Raw genomic sequence first — 20,049 nt, 5'->3', positions numbered from 1 at the left:
TATTTTTATGATTATGCTATGCAATAGGCGCTTCGCTACGATGACGGCCGTTGTGGTGTTCTTAGTTTTCTATAGTTTTCTATAGTATTCTATAGTTTTCTATAGTTTCCATAGTTTCTATAGTATTCTATAGTTTCTATAGACTTCTATAGTTTTCTATGGTGTGCTAGTCTCTCTAAAAAAAATCACCTGCCGTCCGGTGGTGGACAGCAGGTGACGGGGATATAATTAATTTGTTTTATTATTTCTTGTATTGCAAATTAATTAGAGTTGGGGACCAGCAGCTACGAGTGCCTTGCCAGCCTCGTTAGTTGTGTACTTGCCGAAGTTCTTGATGAAGCGAGCAGCAAGGTCCTTTGCTTTCTCTTCCCATGTTGCAACGTCAGCATAAGTGTCGCGGGGGTCGAGGATAGCGGGGTTAACGTTGGGCAGAGCAGTGGGAACCTCGAAGTCGAACAGAGGAATCTTCTTGGTCTCTGCCTTGAGGATTGAGCCGTCGAGGATAGCGTCGATGATACCGCGAGTGTCGGGAATTGAGATGCGCTTGCCTGTGCCGTTCCAACCAGTGTTCACGAGATAAGCCTTAGCGCCGCTCTTCTCCATGCGCTTAACGAGCTCCTGAGCATACTTTGTGGGGTGCAGCTCGAGGAATGCCTGGCCGAAGCAAGCAGAGAATGTGGGAGTGGGCTCGGTGATGCCGCGCTCGGTACCTGCGAGCTTAGCAGTGAAACCGCTCAAGAAGTAGTACTGAGTCTGCTCGGGAGTCAGGATTGACACGGGAGGAAGCACGCCGAATGCGTCAGCGCTCAGGAAGATCACGTTCTTGGCAGCGGGAGCCGATGAACCGGGCTGGATGTTATTGATGTGGTGGATGGGATAAGAAACGCGAGTGTTCTCGGTCACGCTCTTGTCGTTGAAGTCGATCTTACCCTCGGCGTCCACTGTCACGTTCTCAAGGAGAGCGTTACGCTTGATAGCGCCGTAGATGTCGGGCTCGTGCTCCTTGCTCAGGCCGATAACCTTAGCGTAGCAGCCACCCTCGAAGTTGAACACGCCGTTGTCGTCCCAGCCGTGCTCGTCGTCACCGATGAGGCGGCGCTTGGGATCGGTTGACAGGGTAGTCTTACCTGTGCCTGACAGACCGAAGAAGATAGCTGTGTTCTCACCGTTCATGTCGCAGTTAGCCGAGCAGTGCATTGAAGCGATGCCCTTGAGGGGGAGGTAGTAGTTCATCATTGAGAACATACCCTTCTTCATCTCACCGCCATACCATGTGTTGATGATAACCTGCTCGCGGCTTGTCACGTTGAAGGCAACACAAGTCTCGCTGTTGAGGCCCAGTTCCTGGTAGTTCTCAACCTTAGCCTTTGAAGCGTTGTAGATGATGAAGTCGGGAGTGAAGTTTTCAAGTTCCTCGGCTGTGGGCTGGATGAACATGTTCTCTACGAAGTGAGCCTGCCAAGCAACCTCAACGATGAAGCGAACTGCCATGCGAGTGTCCTTGTTGGCACCGCAGAATGCGTCAACAACATAAAGATTCTTGTTGCAGAGTTCCTTCTTTGCAATGTCCTTTACCTTTGCCCATACTTCTTCGCTCATGGGGTGGTTGTCGTTCTTGTAACCCTCGGTTGTCCACCAAACGGTGTCCTTTGAGTTTTCGTCCATGACAATGTATTTGTCCTTGGGGCTACGGCCAGTATAGATACCAGTCATAACGTTAACTGCACCAAGCTCGGTGTTTACACCCACCTCGAAGCCTTCGAGGCCAGCCTTGGTCTCCTCTGCAAAGAGAGTCTCATAAGAGGGATTGTGAGCAATCACGGTTGAACCGGTGATGCCATACTGTGTCAAATCTAATGTTGCCATTCTTGTAAATAATATTGTTTTTAGAGTTAAACTTATCGTTATGTGACGCGGATATTCCTATCCACTGCAAAGTTACTTAATATTTGGGATTAAAACAACTAATTGTGGAAAAATTTCTTTAATTTTTCTTTATAATAATTTTTTGGCCACAATTCGCGTCATTTTCCACAATTAGTCGGGGGGGTAAATCATCAATTTCCTGCCGCCTTGATGTCACACCTGCTCGGGGGTGAAACCTATCAGGTCCTTTACGATCTCGCCGCCCATCACTATGCCCGCCGCCGCAGGCACAAAGGCGTTGCTAGCCATCACGTTGTGGTGAGTGCCAGGGTCCTCGCCCGCAGGCGCAGGTTCCACGGGCGTCATCGCCTTCTCGGCGCTATACACGCACTTGAAGTGATTGATGCCCTCGCGCCGCAGCCGCTTGCGCATGATCTTGGCGAGCGGATCCATCGAGGTCTTCGTGCTGTCGGCCACGCGAAAGGCCGTGGGGTCCATCTTGTTGGCCGCTCCCATGCTGCACAGCAGAGGCACACCCAGTCGCGTGCAGCGGCGCACCAGCTCCATCTTGGCGCTCACCGTGTCGATGCAGTCGGCCACATAGTCATACTGCGTCAAGTCGAGCTCATCGGCATTGGCCACCACATAGAACATCTTGTGCTTGGTCACGCGGCACTCCGGGTTGATGGCGAGGATGCGTTCCTCGGCCACATCCACCTTGTCGCGTCCCACATTGGTCATCAGCGCAATCACCTGGCGGTTCACATTGCTCACGCTCACAGCGTCATTGTCGATGAGGTCAACAGCCCCCACCCCACTGCGGGCAAGCACCTCGGCCACATAGCCGCCCACGCCGCCCACGCCGAACACTGCCACCCGGCAGCCTGCCAGACGCTCCATTGCCGCGCTGCCCACCAGCATCTGCGTCCTAGTGAATTGTTTCTGTATCATAATTGCATCAAATTTCTACCACAAAATTACAAAAAAACGCACAAACTGAAAAAAAATGTCATTTCATTGTTGCCATATCAGCATTTTTTCATAACTTTGCACCCGCTAAAAGCCCAGATGGCGGAATAGGTAGACGCGCTGGTCTCAAACACCAGTGGGGTAAAACCCGTGCCGGTTCGATCCCGGCTCTGGGTACCGCAAGAACTTGCAAGCAGTTGTTCTCAACTCTTGCAAGTTCTTTTTTGCATTTATGGGCAACTATTTTGGCGGTGAGGGAGATTTTTGGTATCTTTGTGGGATATTAAACTGAAAACATACTAGATACCTATGGCAGACAACAAGAAAGAACAAGAGAGGAATGAACTGCACCGCACCATTTGGGCTATTGCTGATGAAATGAGGGGCAGTGTGGATGGTTGGGACTTCAAATCCTATATCCTGGGTATGCTCTTTTATAGATATATCAGTGAAAACATTACCAACTATATCAACAAGGGTGAATGGGAAAGTGGCACTACTGACTTCAACTATGCTGACCTTGCTGATGAGATAGCAGAGGATGTAAGGGATGAGATGGTGGCAGTGAAGGGCTTCTTCATTCTGCCAAGCCAACTGTTCTGCAACGTGTGCAAGGCGTGTGATAAGGATGACAACCTCAATGAGACCCTTGAGCACATATTCACTGCCATAGAAGCCTCTGCTAAGGGGACAGAGAGTGAGGATGACTTCAAGGGACTGTTTGCCGACCTTGATGTCAACAGCAACAAGCTTGGTGCAACAGTAGTCAAGAGGAATGAGAAACTTGTGAAACTGCTCCGTGGCATTGGGCAGATGCAGCTTGGTGATTACCAAGACAACACCATTGATGCCTTTGGTGATGCCTATGAGTATCTGATGGCAATGTATGCCTCTAATGCAGGCAAGAGTGGTGGTGAGTTCTATACCCCACAGGAGGTCTCTGAACTGCTCACCAAGTTAGCTACCCTGGGCAAGACTGAGGTCAATAAGGTGTATGATCCTGCTTGTGGCAGTGGCTCACTGCTCCTGAAGGCAGCAAAGATACTTGGCAAGGAGAATGTAAGGCAAGGCTTCTATGGGCAGGAAATCAACCTCACCACCTATAACCTTTGCCGCATTAATATGTTCCTCCATGACATTGATTATGATAAGTTTGACATAGCCTGTGAGGACACATTGCTCACTCCCATGCACTGGGATGATGAGCCATTTGAGGTGATAGTGAGCAACCCACCTTATTCTATTAAGTGGAAAGGTGATGATGACATTACCCTCATCAATGACCCCAGGTATGCCCCTGCTGGTGTGCTTGCCCCCAAGAGCAAGGCAGACCTTGCTTTCATTATGCACTCACTGGCTTGGCTGGCTACCAATGGCACTGCCTCGATAGTATGCTTCCCTGGTGTGATGTATAGAGGTGGGGCTGAGAAGAAGATAAGACAATACCTCATTGACAACAACTATGTGGATGCCATCATCCAGTTGCCCGACAACCTCTTCTTTGGCACAAGCATAGCCACTTGCATAATGGTTCTCAAAAAGGCAAAGAAGGACAACAGCACCCTCTTCATTGATGCAAGCAAGGAGTGTGTCAAGATTACCAACAACAACAAACTCACCCCTGATAACATTGAGCACATTGTGCAGATGTTTGCCGGCAGGGCTGATGTGCAGTATCAATGCAAGTTGGTGGGCAATGACACCATAGCCGGGAATGACTACAACCTCAGTGTATCTTCCTATGTAGAGCAAGAGGACACAAGGGAAAAGATTGACATTGTGGAACTCAACGCAAGGATAGAGAAGATAGTAGCCCATGAGAGCGAACTGAGAACCCAAATAGATGCCATCATTAAACAATTATAGACCCTTATGGCAAAACAACTATACATAGACTTCGACGAATACATACGTCAGGGTGAACCAGAGGCTGCCATAAGTGCAGAGCAATGGAAAACAGCCATGGGGCTGCAAGCAGTAGATGGCATGAAGCCGTCGCAGTATCTCGTTGATGTAGCACGAAGAAATATCGAGGGTGACATCACAATGGATGAGGTGCAAGAGTTGCTACACTCATACTATGCCTGTGCAACCAACAGAGATAAGATTGAGGAGAACGACGAAGAAGCCGACAAGGCATCGGCAAACATCAAGCGGATACTCTCAACAAACACTCTTGCATTTAACACAAACGGATACATTGCTACTCACCGCAGAATATTTGAGGGCGTGTTCAAACACGCAGGTCAGTTGAGACAGTATGACATCTCGAAGAAGGAATGGGTGTTGCATGGCGACACAGTGAACTATCTGAACTGGGAAGATTTGCGTCGTGCCCTTGACTATGATATTCAGCAGGAGAAAGACTTCAGTTACAAAGGACTCAGCGATGACGAGAAGATTAAACACATCTGCCGCTTTACATCAGGATTGTGGCAGATACATCCGTTCTGCGAGGGCAATACACGTGCTACCGCTGTGTTCCTCATCCAGTATCTGCGTTCTATTGGCTATACTGTGACCAACGATATGTTTGCAGAACATTCGTGGTATTTCCGCAATGCTTTGGTACGCGCCAACTACAAGAACTTGGCTCAAGGCATCGACTATGAGCTTGTATATCTGGAGCGCTTCCTACGCAATATGCTGCTCGGCGAACAATGGGTACTGAAAAACCGCTATCTCATCATCAATCCACCAGAAGAGTTTAAGGAGCAGCCACGACTTGATGAGGTGCAACAAATAGAAAAGTTGGGTAAAAATACAGACGTTTTACTTAAAAAGTTGGGTAGAAAAGCCGAGAAGTTTGGTGTAAAGTTGGGTAAAAACAAGATTGCTATTCTCCGGCTTGTGATGACTAACCCATTTGTCAGCACAACCCAAATGGCTAAGGAGTTATCCATAACAACCACAGCCATAGACAACAACATAAAGCAGATGCGTGATATTCTATTAAGACACGTTGGCCCCAAGAAAGGCGGTCATTGGGAAATCTGTGAACAGGAGGACTAAGCTATGAGCAAGATTTCATTCAGGTTCTATAAAGACCATGAGGTGAGGGCAGTGTGGGATGCCACAACTAGCAAATGGTTTTTCTCTGTTCTTGATGTGCTTGGTGCTATCAATGAACAAGAGGACTATGCTAAGACAAGAAACTATTGGAAGTATCTCAAAACCAAATTGAAGAAAGATCAAAATGAAGTGGTTAGTGCCACTAACCAGTTGAAACTTCTTGCTCCTGATGGTAAGAAAAGACTTACTGATACCCTTGATATGAATGGCATTGAGGAACTTGCCAAGCACATCCACAACAGCAAGGCAATGGAGTTCCTTGACTGGCTGACTTACAGTGAAAACACCCTTGATGGCAAGAGTAAGCAGAAGGCTTATGAGTTATGGGAAAGTGGTATCTTAGACACCATAGAGGTGGGAACTACCAAAGGACTCCAGCAGATACATGCCTATATCTTTGGTGGGCTTTATGACTTTGCTGGGCAGATACGCACAGCGACCATCTCCAAGGGGGGCACAATTTTCTGCCGTGCAGAATATCTTCATTACAACTTGGAGCAAATTGAGCAGATGTCTGAAAGCACCTTTGATGAGATTGCAGATAAGTATGTAGAGATGAATGTTGCACATCCGTTCATGGAAGGAAATGGACGCAGCACAAGAATATGGCTTGACTTGATATTGAAGGCACGCTTGAACAAGTGTGTGGATTGGAGCAAAATCAACAAGAATGACTATCTGCAAGCCATGACACAGAGTGTTGCTGACTCAACCTATATCAAGCATTTGCTTACCAATGCTCTAACAGACAACACCAATGACAGAGAACTCTTCATGAAGGGCATTGATTACTCATATTATTATGAACAGGAGGATTAAACTATGAGCAAGATTGAAGAACTGATACAACAATACTGCCCACAAGGTGTAGAGTTTGTCAAGTTGAAAGATATTGGAATCCTTTGGTATAGAGGTGCTGGCATCAAGAAGGATGAAATAACTACTGATGGTATTCCTTGCATTAGATATGGTGAAATACACACCAGATATAGTATTTGGTTTGATGAATGTGTTTCTCATACAGATGAGAACAAACAAGCCACAAAGAAATATGCAGAATGTGGCGACATTCTATTTGCTATAACCAGTGAGGATATTCCCATGATTGGAAATAGTGTGGCATATATTGGCAAAGAAAAGATACTTGTTGGTGGTGATATTGTGGTAATGAGACACAAGCAAAATCCCAAATACTTATCTTATGCTTTATCTACTGTTGATGCAGTTAAACAGAAAGGTAAAGGTAAGGTAAAAAGTAAGGTTGTTCATACAAGTGTCCCTTCACTACAAGAAATAGAAATTCCCCTGCCTCCATTGCCTGTGCAGGAGGAGATAGTAAGGATATTGGATGCCTTTACAGAGCTGCAAGCAGAGCTGCAAGCAGAGCTGCAAGCAAGACAGCTACAATACCAATTTTACAGAGATAATTTACTAAGTTTCAATAACTTAAATAAGGGGGGGGGCAAAATGAAGTAGAATGGAAAAAGCTGGGAGAAGTGGCAGTTAAAATTGCATCTGGAAAGAATAAAAACAAAGGTGTTGTTGGAAATTACCCTGTATATGGTTCAACAGGAGTAATAGCATGGACAAATGCCCCAATCTTCCATAAGGCAATGATACTTGTTGCAAGAGTAGGAGCAAATGCGGGCTTTGTTCATCTTGCAGAAGGAGATTATGATATCACCGATAATACACTTTATATTGATTTAGATAATTCAATCAACATTAGATTTTTATATTATCAACTTGTTTCTATGAATATCAATCAATATGCAAAGGGTGGAGGTCAGCCGCTTATCACAGGTGGATTGTTAAAAGATTTAGAAATCCCCATCCCTTCATTAGAGGAGCAAGAGAGAATAGTTGCTATTCTTGACCGCTTTGACACTCTTGTCAATGACCTCTCTAAGGGTCTCCCGGCTGAGATTGAGGCAAGAAAGCAGCAATATGAGTATTATAGAGATAAACTCTTGGACTTCAAGAGACGATAGATGGCAATAGTTGCGATAGTTGCAATAGTTGCGATAGATGGCAATAGTTGCGATGGATGGCGATAGATAATAGATAACTATAAATGACTATTGAGTCCTAAAGATAACTATAAGATAACTTTTACATTTAGATAGCTTTAAAATAACTTTTAAAATAGAATATAACTATGGATAAGCAAGGTTCTGGTGCTGGGAAGCGTAGGGTGCTGCGGGCTGGTGCTCGGTGGCAGGATTTGAGACTTTACCAGAAGTCGGATGTGCTCTATCAGCTCACTTATATCTTTTGCGAGCGTTTCCTTCCCAAATATGGAGACCGAACTGTGGACCAGATGGTGCAAGCCGCCCGTTCATGCAAGCAGAATATCGTTGAGGGATCGGAAGATGGCAAGACTTCTACCGAGATGGAACTGAAACTGCTCAATGTGGCTCGAGCCAGCAATAATGAACTTAGAGAAGATTATAAGGATTTTATTAATACTCATAACCTCCTGTTGTGGACTCCCGACCATCCTCGCTACCAAAAGATGCAAGACTTTACCCGCCAGCACAACTCCCCCGACGACTATCTGCCCCTTGCATCTAAATGGAGTTGTGAGGAATTTGCTAACACGGCTCTTACTCTCTGTTATCAAGTTGATGCTATGCTCAACCGCTACCTTAATAATTTAGAGAAACGATTTGTCACGGAGGGCGGAATAAAGGAACGCATGTATGCCGCTCGCACTGGCTACCGCAAGGAACAAGACGATAAAATGACAAGCCTCATCAAGGAGAACTGCGAGCTGAAACAACAGCTGGCAACCCTGCAAGCAGCATACGACGACCTGAAACAACGTGCCCTCAATGCCTACAACGAACAAAAGGCAAGAATAGTGGAACTGGAAAACAAACTGAACTTAAACGACAACAGATAATTATAGCATAAACTATGGGATACAATATCATCACAGAACAAGAGGAATATACAGTGGTAAGTGAATACTCCACTGAGTATAAGAAACTTGACAAGTATCAGAGTGAGGCAGCTCTTGAAAAGGACTTTATCAAGGCTCTCACTGAGCAAGGGTATGAGTATCTGCCCATCCACAAGGAAGATGACCTTGTGGAGAACCTGAGGGTGCAGTTGCAGAGGCTCAACAACTATACCTTCACCGATGCTGAATGGGAAAGGTTTTTCAGGGAGAACCTTGCCAACAAGAATGATGATATTGTTGCCAAGACTACCAAGATACAAGAGGACTATATCCAAGTGCTCAAATGTGATAGTGGTGAGAGCAAGAACATCTACCTCATTGACAAGAAAAACATCCACAACAACTTTGTGCAGGTCATCAACCAATATGAAGCCCCCTCCCTGCCTCCCCCTACAGGGGAGGGGCCAAAGTATAGCAACAGGTATGATGTTTCGATTCTGGTCAATGGTCTGCCCCTTGTGCATGTGGAATTGAAACGCAGGGGTGTGCAACTCAAAGAGGCATTCAACCAAATCAACAGGTATCAGAGGGACAGTTTTTGGGCAGGCTGTGGGTTGTATGAATATGTGCAGATTTTCATCATCAGCAATGGAACAAACACCAAATACTACTCCAACACCACCAGGGCAAATCACCTGAAAGAGCAACAGGGTGCCACTAAGGGCAAGACCAAGAAGGCAAGCAACTCATTTGAGTTCTCATCATTCTGGACCGACAGCAATAACAAGCCCATACTTGACCTCATTGACTTCACCAAGACATTCCTGTCAAAGCATACCCTGCTCAATGTGCTCACCAAGTATTGCATCTTCACCACAGAGAAGATGCTGATGGTGATGAGACCATATCAGATAGCAGCAACAGAACGCATTATACAGAGGATAAACATTGCCAACAACTACAAGCAGTGGGGCAAGATAGAAGGTGGCGGATACATTTGGCACACCACAGGCAGTGGCAAGACACTCACCTCATTCAAGACTGCCCAACTGGCTTCAAGGCTTGACTTCATAGACAAGGTGCTCTTTGTGGTGGATAGAAAAGACTTGGACTACCAGACCATGAAGGAGTATAACAGGTTTGAGGAAGGGGCTGCCGACAGCAACTCCTCTACTGCTGTGCTGCAACGTCAGTTGGAGGACAGGGACAAGAGTGGTACTTACCACCATTACAAGATAATCATCACCACCATACAGAAGCTCTCTATCTTTGTGCAGAAGAACAAGGGGCATGAGGTGTTCAACAAGAGGATTGTCTTCATCTTTGATGAGTGCCACAGGAGCAACTTTGGAGATATGCACATTGCCATCACCAAGAACTTCAAGAAATATCACCTGTTTGGCTTCACAGGCACCCCTATCTTTGCTGCCAATGCTGGCACAGGGGGCAATATCAAGTTGAAGACCACCCAACAGGCATTTGGAGACAAACTGCACACCTACACCATTGTGGATGCCATCAATGATGAGAATGTGCTGCCATTCAGAATTGACTATGTAAATACATTAAAACAGAAGGATGGCATTGTGGATAAACAGGTGAGTGCTATTGACAGAGAAAAGGTAATGTCAGCACCTGAAAGGGTGAGTGAGGTGGTGAAATATATCCTTGAGCACTTTGACCAAAAGACCAAGAGGTCATCCTACTACTCATTCCGTGCCACACAGAACATTGGTGAAGTGGCAAGTGCAGGCAAAGGCAAGGAAGTGAAGGAGCAGAAACTATCACAGAAATTGGCTGGCTTCAATGCCATGTTTGCTGTTGCCTCTATCCCTATGGCAAAGGCATACTACAATGAGTTCAAGAAGCAACAAGCCTCACTGCCAGAAGCACAGAGGTTGAAGATTGCCACTATCTACTCCTATGGAGCAAATGAAGAGGAGATTGATGGCATACTTGCAGAGGAGAACCCTGAGAGCACCACAAGTCTTGACCAGCAGTCAAGGGACTTCCTTGAAGGGGCAATCAAGGACTACAACCAAATGTTCAGCACTAACTATGACACCTCAAATGATAAGTTCCAAAACTACTACAAGGACTTGTCATTGAGAATGAAAAACAGGCAGGTGGATTTGCTCATCATTGTGAATATGTTCCTCACAGGCTTTGATGCCACCACACTGAACACTCTCTTTGTGGATAAGAACCTCAAACAGCACGGATTGATACAGGGTTATAGCCGCACCAACAGAATACTTAACTCCATCAAGACCTTTGGCAACATTGTATGTTTCAGAAATCTGCAAAAGGAAACTGATGATGCCATTGCGCTTTTTGGAGACAAGGATGCAAGCAGCATAGTGCTCTTGAAGGACTTCCTCTCTTACTATGAAGGATATGACAACATCAAGGGCAAGCACTGCTTTGGATATAAAGAACTTGTGGAGCAACTGCAAGAAGAGTTCCCTGATGGCAAGCCTGCAATGGGTGAGCAAGCAGAGAGGAGGTTCATTGGGCTGTTTGGTAGCCTGTTGAAGAGCATAAATATCCTGCAATCATTTGACCAGTTTGAGGGCAAGGAACTGCTCACTGATGGAGAGATGCAGGACTATCAAAGCCACTACCTGGATCTGAAGGAAAAATGGAGACCAAAACACCCAACGGATAAGGAGGTGATAAATGATGACCTCATCTTTGAAACAGAACTCATAAGACAGGTAGAAATCAACATAGACTACATATTGATGCTTGTCAAGGAATACCACAACAGCAACTGCAAGAACAAAGAACTGCTGGTGAATATAAGCAAGGCAATAGGAGCAAGTATGCAGTTGAGGAGCAAGAAAGACTTAATTGAAAGCTTCATTGCCCAAGTCAATGCAGAGGAAGATGTGGATGGCGCTTGGGAGCAGTATGTGAAGCAACGGAAGGAAGAAGACCTTGTGAGCATCATCAATGAAGAGAAGTTGAAGCCAGAGGAAACAAGGAAGTTCATAGACAATGCTTTCAGAGATGGTCAAGTGAGAACCACAGGCACTGACATAGACAAGATACTGCCCCCCATGTCAAGATTTGGCGGAGGAGGCAACAGAACCACCAAGAAGCAAACAGTGATAGAAAAAATCACTGCCTTCTTTGAAAGATACTTAGGATTGTAATAAAGCGTTTTTTTACAGGTTCAACGCAGGCGGTGGCGGTGGTAGTGGTGTCGGCTGTGGGTGAAGAAGTGAATCACGCACAGTGCGTTCACGGCAGCGCCTGTCCAGAAGGCGGCTGCATATCCCATGCGCTCGGCTACGAGGCCGCCTAGCACCACGCCCAGGCCTATGCCCAGGTCCCACGAAACGAGTAGGGTGGAGTTGGCTGTGCCTCGCTGGTTGCTAGGCGCCAGATTGATGAACATGTTGATGAATGCAGGCCACAAGTGCCCGTTGCCCAGGCCAATAAGCACTGCCGAGCCATAATAGCCCCACGCGTTGGGCACAGCGACAAAGAGCGTGAACCCCACCACCGAGATTGCCATGCCCAGGGCGGCGTTATACACAATCTTGCCCTTGCGCAGCGAGGAGGCGCCTTCAAGACGCGACACGATGAGGCCTACTGCTAATATCAGGAAATAGGTGCCTGTGCTGCTGGTCATCCCCATTGCTTCCTTGCTGTATATGGCAAGGTAAGTGCTGAGCACGCCGTAGGAGAACCCGAAGCCCATCATGTCGATGAACAGCAGCCACCCGGCAACCAGGAAGAACCGGTCTAGCGAGAGTATGCGTTTGCCCTTGACCAGCGGCCTGGGGCGCATTTTCACGGTGCTATCGACGGCGAGCCCCGCCCCGGCGATGATGAGCGACAGCCAGAACAGATAGGAGAAATCGTGCAGGGTGTTGTAGAGGCTCACGGCAACGATAGGGCCTGTGGCCATGGCAAGGTTGTTGCTCAATCCGTAGTAGCCTATGCCCTCGCTGCGCCGCGATGCAGGCAGCACGTCGATGGCAACGGTGCTGTTGGCGACCGTCACTCCGCCGAAGGGCGCTCCGTGCAGCGTGCGCACTATCGCAAAGAGCATGAGCGTGCCCGCAGCGAGATAACCGGCAAAGAAGATGAAAAACAGGAAATAGATGATGAGCAACACCCTCTTGCGCGGAAAGGAATCAACCAGAAACCCGCACAGCGGACGTGCCAGCAGCGCTGTCACGGCATAGCCGCTGAGAATGGCGCCTATCACATCCTTGGTGGTGTGGAAGGTCTCGCTCATGTAAAGCGGCAGCAATGGCATGAGCAGGTAGAAGGAGAAAAACAGCAAGAAGTTTGCTATGTTCACCTTGATGAAATTACCGTTCCACAGTTTGTCTTGCATAGTCGTTATAAAAGACACTAGATAATCTAGAAAACTAGACTATCTAGAAGTTGTTGAAGTCTGTAATAGATTTACACTTTCTTGCCTTTGAGCGTGGCGCTCGATGCGCTCTCGACGGTGCACATCACCTTGTCGCCCACCTGGGTGTCGCCGGCGGGGAACACGATGACCTTGTTCTGCTGCGTGCGGCCGAACATGTCGTCCCTAGAACGCTTGCTGTAACCCTCCACGAGCACTTCAAACGTCTTGCCCACGTCGGCGCGGTTGCTGCACAGCGACAGCTCGTTCTGCAAGGCAATCATGCGGTTCAGGCGGTCTATCTTCACCTCCTCGGGCACGTTGTCGGGCAGGTTCTTGCTGGCAAAGGTGCCGGGACGCTCGCTATACTTGAACATGAACGCCGAGTCAAAGCCCACCTCGCGCATGAGCGACAGTGTCTCCTGGAAGTCCTCCTCGGTCTCGTCGTGGAAACCGGTGAACATATCGGTCGAGATGCCGCAGTCGGGCATGGCAGCCTTGATCTTGGCGATGCGGCCGAGATACCACTCGCGGGTGTACTTGCGGTTCATGAGTTTGAGTATCTTGTTGCAACCGCTCTGCACGGGCAGGTGGATGTGGTTGCATATGTTGGCGCGGCTAGCCATCACGGCGATGATCTCGTCGCTCAGGTCCTCGGGATTGCTGGTGGTGAAGCGCACACGCATCTCGGGCGCGGCATCGGCAACCATAGCAAGCAGGCCGGCGAGATCGACGGTGGTGCCGTCCTCGTTCTTATACAAATAGGAGTTGACGTTCTGCCCCAGCAGGGTAACCTCTTTGAAACCACGGGCTTGCAGGTCGGCGAGCTCGTTGAGGATGCTCTGTGGCTCACGGCTGCGCTCGCGGCCGCGGGTGTAGGGCACGATGCAATAGGTGCAGAAGTTGTTGCAGCCGCGCATGATGCTCACGAAACCGCTCACCTTGCTGCCGCCCACGCGGGTGGGGATAATGTCGCGATAGGTCTCGGTCTTGGAGAGCTCCACGTTGATGGCCTTCTCGCCGTTCTCGGCCATGCCGGTGAGTGCAGGAAGTTCGAGATAAGAATCGGGACCTGCCACGATGTCCACGTCATAGTCGTTGATGAGTGTTTCTTTGAGACGCTCGGCCATGCAGCCTATAATGCCTATAATCAACCTCTTGGCACGCTTGCGGCGCATGATGTTGAGTTGGTTCAGGCGGTTAAATATCTTCTGCTCGGCATTGTCGCGAATGCTGCAAGTGTTGATGAAAATCGCATCGGCCACGTCAAGGTCCTCGGTGGTGTCATATCCCGCCATCTTCATCACGCTGGCAACGACCTCGCTGTCGGCCACATTCATCTGGCAGCCATAGGTTTCGAGAAACAGCAGTTTGCCGAACTCGCCCTGCGGCGCATCATATTTCAAGTTGAGTTTGTCCATTTTTAAAGTGTTTCAGTTCCAACTTGCAAAGGTACGACTTTTTCACGAAAAACGAAAGACGGAGGGCGAAAAAGCCAATCTCGCATTTCTTTATGCCTAGGAGTGTCAAGACAAAATGCCATCAAAGGGACAGTCCCCGTGATGGCATCCCAAGGAGTGTCAAGACAAAAATGCCATCAAAGGGACAGTCCCCATGATGGCATTTTTTTAATTTCTGTGGTTCGTTTCAAGTGACGATGAAAGTCACCACCTCTTGTCGTTACTTGTCCCAGTCGATGGGGGTGGCTAGTTTTTTCTTGTAGTAGGCTTTGAGGTCGTTCCAGTGGTAGTAGGGTGCCATGTCGGTTTCTACAGGGAGCTGTGCCTCGTGCTCGTTGTAGAGCGCCTTTACCAGGATGTCGCCTGCGGCATTGCGGTAGAATACCATCTGGATGTTGCAGGCCTTGGGGATGATGTCGTAGCTTTGCCACTCGTTGTGGAGGTTGTCGAGGTCGCTCGTGGAGAGGTTGATGTTGTCAATCTCGAGCAGGCATGCCAGCGGCAGGACTACGCTCTCGTGGCCGAATCGCAGGTCGGCACCTCGCTTGCCAGCTGCGATAGCAGCATCGGCTTTCTCTACCATGTCGAGAGCCAGCGCACGTGCAGCAAAGGGCATGCGATTGTCGCTTGCCTGTGAGTTGGCACGGTAGAGATACCACTCGATGTTCTTGAGTCGCCACATCTCGAAGATTTCGTCGCCAGTGAACAGGTGGAAGAGGTCAAGGTTGTCAAACGCATGGTGCCCCTGCAGGCTACCTGCGATATCGAAGATGTCGCGCATGAGGCGTTGCGCTGCCGACAGGTCGAGGTGGTCGGGGTGAGTGTAAATCTGCTTGATGAAACGCTCGGGCTGCACGTGCGCTGCATAGAGGCTATCGCTGATGAGCTTAGTCCTTGCCGACACCTTGTTGGCAAGCGTGTCCTCGCCGTGCCCATAGCCCATGTAGTACATGTCGTGATAGCTGGCATCGGTGGTGATGCGCAGGTTAGGGTTGAGCGATCGCAGCGTGGTGGTGGCGTTCTGCATTGAGAGAATGCACCTGATGACCACAGTGGAGCGTGCGTCGATAACGGCGTCGCCGGCAAACACTGTGGGGAAGTTCTTGAACATGCGCTCGGCGATGTGCTGGTGCTGCTCGGCACCCTTGTCGCTCAGTTCGCCAGCACGGTTGGTCGATGCGGCAAGCACATTTTGCAGCGTGGTGAGCAGGCGCTCGCCTTGCTCGGTGAGCACTCCATCGTGATGTGCCTTGCGCAGCACGTCCACCGGGCGCTGGTAGGCACTGGCACGTGAGAGCCAGCGGCTGCCGTGGCGACCATAGTGGTCGATGTAGAACGCCTCGTAGCCTGCGGGGGCTGGGCTGAGTTGTGGCAGGTTGTCCTCGGGGTAGATGCAATGGTTGCTAGCACTGTGCTGAAGCCGTGCCGCAATCTTCTCTTGCGGGGTGATTGCCATGGCAGCGACACATGCCGCTGCGGCTATGATAAGGGAATATAAGCGTCTCATTATTGTATGATTGAGGGAATATAGGGTTGACGGGAGAGTTTGTCGAGCAAGTAATCGCGCACATCGATCCAGCGGTAGTAGGGTGCCATGTCGGTCTTGACGGGCAGTGTGGCTTCGCGCTCATTGAGCAGCACCTTCACCAGCACATCGTCTTGCGCATTGCGGTAATACACCATCTGCACGTTGCATGCCATGGGAAATACCTCGTAGCTGCGCCAGTGGTCAGAGAGATGCTCGAGGTCGGTGGTCTGGTAATCCATGCCGTTGATGCCCATAAGGCACACGAGCGGCAGCACTACGCTCTCGTGGCCAAATCGCAGGCTGGCACTGTTGCCGCCCTGGTTGATGGCACGGTCGGCGTCCTCAATGAAGCTGCGCACGAGGTTGGCCTCCATGAAGTCAACGCGGCACTTGGTGAGCGGTGTCTCGCCGCTGTATATATACCATCGCACGTTGTTGTAGCTCCACAGCGCTACTGCCTCGTCGAGCGAGAAGAGGTCGTAGAGGTTCACGTTGTCATAGGCATGGTGGCTCTGCATGTTGCACACCACGTCGAAGAGGGCGTTGACAAACTTGAAGTTCTCGATGCTGTCGCGTGTGAACTTCTTGTCGGTGAACAGGCGTTTGAGCACGCCGTCGGTCTTGACATGCTTGTCGCGGTAGGCGTCGAAATACTTGTAGGCCTCCTGCCGGAGCGGTTTCACTGCGGGGTCATCATAGTTCATGTAGTACATCTCGGCCTGGCTGGCGTCGGTGGTGATGCGCAGGTTGGGGTTGAGCGATTTGAGCACGTCAACCTCGTTCTGCATCGAGAGGATGCAGCGAATCACAATGGTTGAGCGTGCGCGCACGGGTGCGTCGCCGGCAAAGATCTCGGGGAAGTTCTTGTACATGCGTGCCGCGATGCGCTGGTGCTGCTCGTGGCCCACGTCGGAGAGTTCGCCGTCGCGTCCGCGAGCGTCTTCGCGCACTTGCCGCAGTATTTCCAGCGTTTCCTTGCCGCGCTTTGTGAGCACACCGTTGCGCTCACCCTTTTCGAGTTGCTCCACTGGGTAGTCATAGGCCCATTGCCCTATGAGCCAGCGGCTGCCGTGGCGTCCGTAGTGGTTCATGAAAAATGGCGTGTATCCGTCGGGGGCTGGTGTGAGTGCGGGAAGCGACTCGTCGGGATAAGCCCAGTAGTTGTTGGCGCAAGCGCGTATGTTGGCCTTGAAGTCTTCCTTCACTCCGGCCTGTGCAGTGAGTGCCATCGTGGCTCCCACGAGCATTGATAATAGTAGTTTATGTCTCATTAATGAAGCGGTTGATGTGTTGTAACTATACAGCAAAGGTTCTTTGCGGACTCCCCGCGCGGATTTCACAGATAACACAGATTTAATAATAACTGAAAGAACTTAAAATAATTAGAGTAATTTCTTGTTCAGATAAATCATGTTATTTTTTTTTCGTGAGATCCGAGAGGTCTGCGCGGGGATATTAGCCAAAACACCATTGCTGAATAGTTACTGAAATGTTTTGTCAGTGCAAATTTACAATAAAAAGCCCAAACACAGAAAAAGTGCGGGCATGATTTTTCCCAAAATCACGCCCGCTTTTTAGAGTATGAGAAAATTTACTTTGTTTCGGAGTCCCCACGCCATAACAAATGGGAAACTCCATGATTTTTGTGCTATAAAGTACTTTTGTTACTTTTAATATCGCAAAAGTAATATATATTTATTTAATTTGCAAGAAAAATTACAAAAAGTGCAAAAATTGACTTTTTAATTAGAAATCCTCACTTTAAAGTCGGTTTGCCGATAACTATCTTTGCTTACCCTTCCCCCGCGCGGATTTCACTCACGTAAAAATTAACAACAGATTTCTCTGATTTAACTGAAAAAAGAAATTGTTTTAATTATTTTAATTTCTGTCAGTTACTAAATCCGTGTATCAATGAGATCCGCGCGGGGTGTCCGCAAATAAGTTATTGCTGTATAGTTACCCACCGTCAATAATTTAGTTAATATCAATTAAAATCCCATAAATTTCGTACCGAAAGGAATAGTTTTTGATATGAAACGTCAAAAATGTGTTGTAATAATTTGGATATTATATCTTTTGAAATTACTTTTGTATTGGTAAAGTCATTTATTATTTATTTTTTACTTATATGAACAACCCAAGAATCACGCTTACAGCACGAGAGATTGAGGTTTTGGATTTATTGTCAAGAGGGTTAAGCAGTAAGGATATTGCTGAAAAATTATTCATCTCGTCAAACACGGTTGAATATCACCGCAAACAACTCTTGCGTAAGACCGAATCAAAGAATGTTGCACAGTTGATAGGGTATGCTTTTCGAAAGAGAATCTTGAGCTAACAATCTCGGATCTATTTAATAAACCCACATCAATAAAAGCAAACTACAATCAAAAAAAATTCATGGGGGATGTGTCAAAATCATGACACATCCCCATTTTTAGTGGTTATCAAGATTCACTAGTTACTTGAAATATTGCTTCATCTTGGCCTTGACGCGCGGAGCGAGCATGATGAGCGTGAACATTGTGCACAATGCCATGCCGGCAAAGGCGAGGTCCATGAAACCTACCAGGGCATCGAGGGGTATCACCGCGGCGATGAGGATGGTGGCGAGGTAGAAGTAGTTATACTTGCTGGCATGCTTCACGCCAAATAAGAAGTTGGTGCACTTCTGTCCGTAGTAGGAGTAAGAGAACATGGTGCTGAATGCAAAGAAGAACACGATTGCCATGAGCAGGTATTGTCCGTAGGGGAGCAGATTGCCGAACGAGTTGAGCGCAATGTACAGTCCCTTCACTCCGTCCACGTGGTAGTTCCCGGCGATGATGATGGGGATAGCGGTGAGCGTGCACACAAAGCCAGAGTCGATGGCTGGACCGAGCATGGCGATGAGGCCCTCGCGCACGGCGTCGTTGTTGCGTGATGCTCCGTGCATCATCGATGCTGTACCCACGCCGGCCTCGTTGACAAATGCGGCACGGCGGGCGCCTGTGAGTGCCACGAGAGTGAATCCGCCTATCTCGCCTTCGGGAGTGAACGCTCCCTGGAATATTGACTTGAACACGCCGGGAAGAAGTTCAATGTTCATCACCATGACCACGGCAACGAGAATGAAGTAGAGCACTACCATCAGCGGGACGATGCGTGACGCGAACTGCGCGATGCGCTTGATGCCGCCGAGCAGCACAAAGCCCACAATGATGATAATGGCCACGCCCATGCCGAAGCGCAATCCCACTGTGTTCTCTATGCCCATGGGCGAGGTGAACACCGTGGTGATGCTCTCCACGAGCTGGTTGGCCTGGGTGAAGCACAGCGTGCCGAAGAGACCGAAGGCGGCAAACGTCATGGCAAGCGGTTTCCACTTCTTGCCCAGGCCCTCGGTGATGATATACATGGGGCCGCCCTGCACTTCGCCGGCGCTGTCCTTGCCTTTATACATGATTGAAAGCGTACCCTCGAAGAACTTGGTGGTCATTCCCACCAGCGCGCTCACCCACATCCAGAAGATGACGCCGGGACCGCCTATCGACAGCGCGATTGCCACGCCGGCAATGTTGCCCATGCCCACGGTGGCAGCGATAGCGCTGAGAAGAGCCTGTACCGAACTGATCTGGCCAGCTTCCTTGCCGCTGTCCTGTGCCTGCTTGTTGCGTAGCGCCTTGATGGCCTTGGGCAGTTTGGTGACCGACACTGCCCCCGAATATATAAAGAGGAAAAGACCGCCGCCTATGAGCAACAGGAATTCCGGATAACCGCACACGTAGTCGCTAGCGTCGATGATCCATTGGCCCAAACTTTCAAGAAAATCGTTCATTTTGTAGCTTTTTTAGTCCAAATAGAGTGCAAAGGTAGTGAAAATTAACGAAAAACG

Annotated in this window: 15 protein-coding genes and 1 tRNA gene; 9 read left to right on the top strand and 7 right to left on the bottom strand. The window is 48.7% G+C overall.

Annotated features, from left to right (window positions below; genetic code table 11):
- Nucleotides 1-264: 264 nt before the first annotated feature.
- Both pckA and ACKI3C_RS09540 read right to left on the bottom strand, forming a co-directional pair.
- On the bottom strand, nucleotides 265-1,866 hold the full coding sequence (gene pckA, locus ACKI3C_RS09545; protein ID WP_407404413.1) for a phosphoenolpyruvate carboxykinase (ATP): 1,602 nt from the start codon (nucleotides 1,864-1,866) through the stop codon (nucleotides 265-267).
- Between the two features lie 213 nt (nucleotides 1,867-2,079).
- A complete protein-coding gene (locus ACKI3C_RS09540; RefSeq protein WP_407404457.1) occupies nucleotides 2,080-2,814 on the bottom strand; it encodes a ThiF family adenylyltransferase in 735 nt (244 codons plus the stop codon).
- 114 nt (nucleotides 2,815-2,928) lie between these two features.
- Here ACKI3C_RS09540 and ACKI3C_RS09535 point away from each other — a divergent pair.
- From ACKI3C_RS09535 to ACKI3C_RS09500, 8 genes are all read left to right on the top strand, one after another.
- Nucleotides 2,929-3,012 (top strand) — tRNA-Leu (locus ACKI3C_RS09535).
- A 132-nt stretch (nucleotides 3,013-3,144) separates the two neighbouring features.
- Entirely contained in the window at nucleotides 3,145-4,701 is a 1,557-nt protein-coding gene (locus ACKI3C_RS09530; RefSeq protein WP_407404411.1) for a type I restriction-modification system subunit M, read from the top strand.
- A 6-nt stretch (nucleotides 4,702-4,707) separates the two neighbouring features.
- The gene (locus tag ACKI3C_RS09525; RefSeq protein WP_407404409.1) at nucleotides 4,708-5,847 is read left to right on the top strand and encodes a Fic family protein; all 1,140 of its coding nucleotides are present in this window, start codon (nucleotides 4,708-4,710) and stop codon (nucleotides 5,845-5,847) included.
- Between the two features lie 3 nt (nucleotides 5,848-5,850).
- Nucleotides 5,851-6,726, top strand: coding sequence for a protein adenylyltransferase Fic (fic, locus tag ACKI3C_RS09520; protein ID WP_407404407.1), 876 nt, complete (start codon nucleotides 5,851-5,853; stop codon nucleotides 6,724-6,726).
- 3 nt (nucleotides 6,727-6,729) lie between these two features.
- Nucleotides 6,730-7,383 (top strand): restriction endonuclease subunit S, encoded by a 654-nt coding sequence (locus ACKI3C_RS09515; RefSeq protein ID WP_407404405.1) that lies wholly within the window; start codon nucleotides 6,730-6,732, stop codon nucleotides 7,381-7,383.
- Between the two features lie 20 nt (nucleotides 7,384-7,403).
- Entirely contained in the window at nucleotides 7,404-7,898 is a 495-nt protein-coding gene (locus ACKI3C_RS09510) for a restriction endonuclease subunit S (RefSeq protein WP_407404403.1), read from the top strand.
- A 167-nt stretch (nucleotides 7,899-8,065) separates the two neighbouring features.
- Complete coding sequence (locus ACKI3C_RS09505; protein ID WP_407404401.1) at nucleotides 8,066-8,812, top strand: four helix bundle suffix domain-containing protein; 747 nt, start codon at nucleotides 8,066-8,068, stop codon at nucleotides 8,810-8,812.
- A 14-nt stretch (nucleotides 8,813-8,826) separates the two neighbouring features.
- A complete protein-coding gene (locus ACKI3C_RS09500; RefSeq protein ID WP_407404399.1) occupies nucleotides 8,827-11,970 on the top strand; it encodes a type I restriction endonuclease subunit R in 3,144 nt (1,047 codons plus the stop codon).
- Between the two features lie 20 nt (nucleotides 11,971-11,990).
- Here ACKI3C_RS09500 and ACKI3C_RS09495 read toward each other — a convergent pair whose 3' ends face one another.
- The 4 genes from ACKI3C_RS09495 to ACKI3C_RS09480 all read right to left on the bottom strand — a co-directional run bounded on the left by ACKI3C_RS09495 (nucleotide 11,991) and on the right by ACKI3C_RS09480 (nucleotide 17,443).
- Entirely contained in the window at nucleotides 11,991-13,166 is a 1,176-nt protein-coding gene (locus ACKI3C_RS09495) for an MFS transporter (RefSeq protein WP_407404397.1), read from the bottom strand.
- A gap of 71 nt (nucleotides 13,167-13,237) precedes the next feature.
- Nucleotides 13,238-14,605, bottom strand: coding sequence for a tRNA (N6-isopentenyl adenosine(37)-C2)-methylthiotransferase MiaB (gene miaB, locus ACKI3C_RS09490; protein ID WP_407404395.1), 1,368 nt, complete (start codon nucleotides 14,603-14,605; stop codon nucleotides 13,238-13,240).
- Between the two features lie 259 nt (nucleotides 14,606-14,864).
- Nucleotides 14,865-16,151 carry a histidine acid phosphatase gene (locus ACKI3C_RS09485; RefSeq protein ID WP_407404393.1) on the bottom strand — a complete coding sequence of 429 codons (1,287 nt, stop codon included), beginning with the start codon at nucleotides 16,149-16,151 and terminating at the stop codon, nucleotides 14,865-14,867.
- Nucleotides 16,151-17,443, bottom strand: a complete 1,293-nt coding sequence (locus tag ACKI3C_RS09480; RefSeq protein WP_407404391.1) for a histidine-type phosphatase — start codon at nucleotides 17,441-17,443, stop codon at nucleotides 16,151-16,153. Before ACKI3C_RS09480 ends, ACKI3C_RS09485 begins: the two co-directional genes overlap by 1 nt.
- A gap of 860 nt (nucleotides 17,444-18,303) precedes the next feature.
- On the opposite strand from ACKI3C_RS09480, the gene ACKI3C_RS09475 reads away from it, so the two are divergent.
- Nucleotides 18,304-18,513, top strand: a complete 210-nt coding sequence (locus tag ACKI3C_RS09475; protein ID WP_407404389.1) for a response regulator transcription factor — start codon at nucleotides 18,304-18,306, stop codon at nucleotides 18,511-18,513.
- Nucleotides 18,514-18,636: 123 nt separating this feature from the next.
- On the opposite strand, the gene ACKI3C_RS09470 is transcribed toward ACKI3C_RS09475, so the two are convergent.
- Nucleotides 18,637-19,992 carry an alanine/glycine:cation symporter family protein gene (locus ACKI3C_RS09470; protein WP_407404387.1) on the bottom strand — a complete coding sequence of 452 codons (1,356 nt, stop codon included), beginning with the start codon at nucleotides 19,990-19,992 and terminating at the stop codon, nucleotides 18,637-18,639.
- Between the last annotated feature and the right edge of the window lie 57 nt (nucleotides 19,993-20,049).

Source organism: Sodaliphilus sp. (genome assembly GCF_045598405.1).
Classification (GTDB): Bacteria; Bacteroidota; Bacteroidia; order Bacteroidales; family Muribaculaceae; genus Sodaliphilus; species Sodaliphilus limicaballi.
Note: the sequence above shows the minus strand (reverse complement) of the source record. Positions and strands in the feature narration are given on the sequence as shown.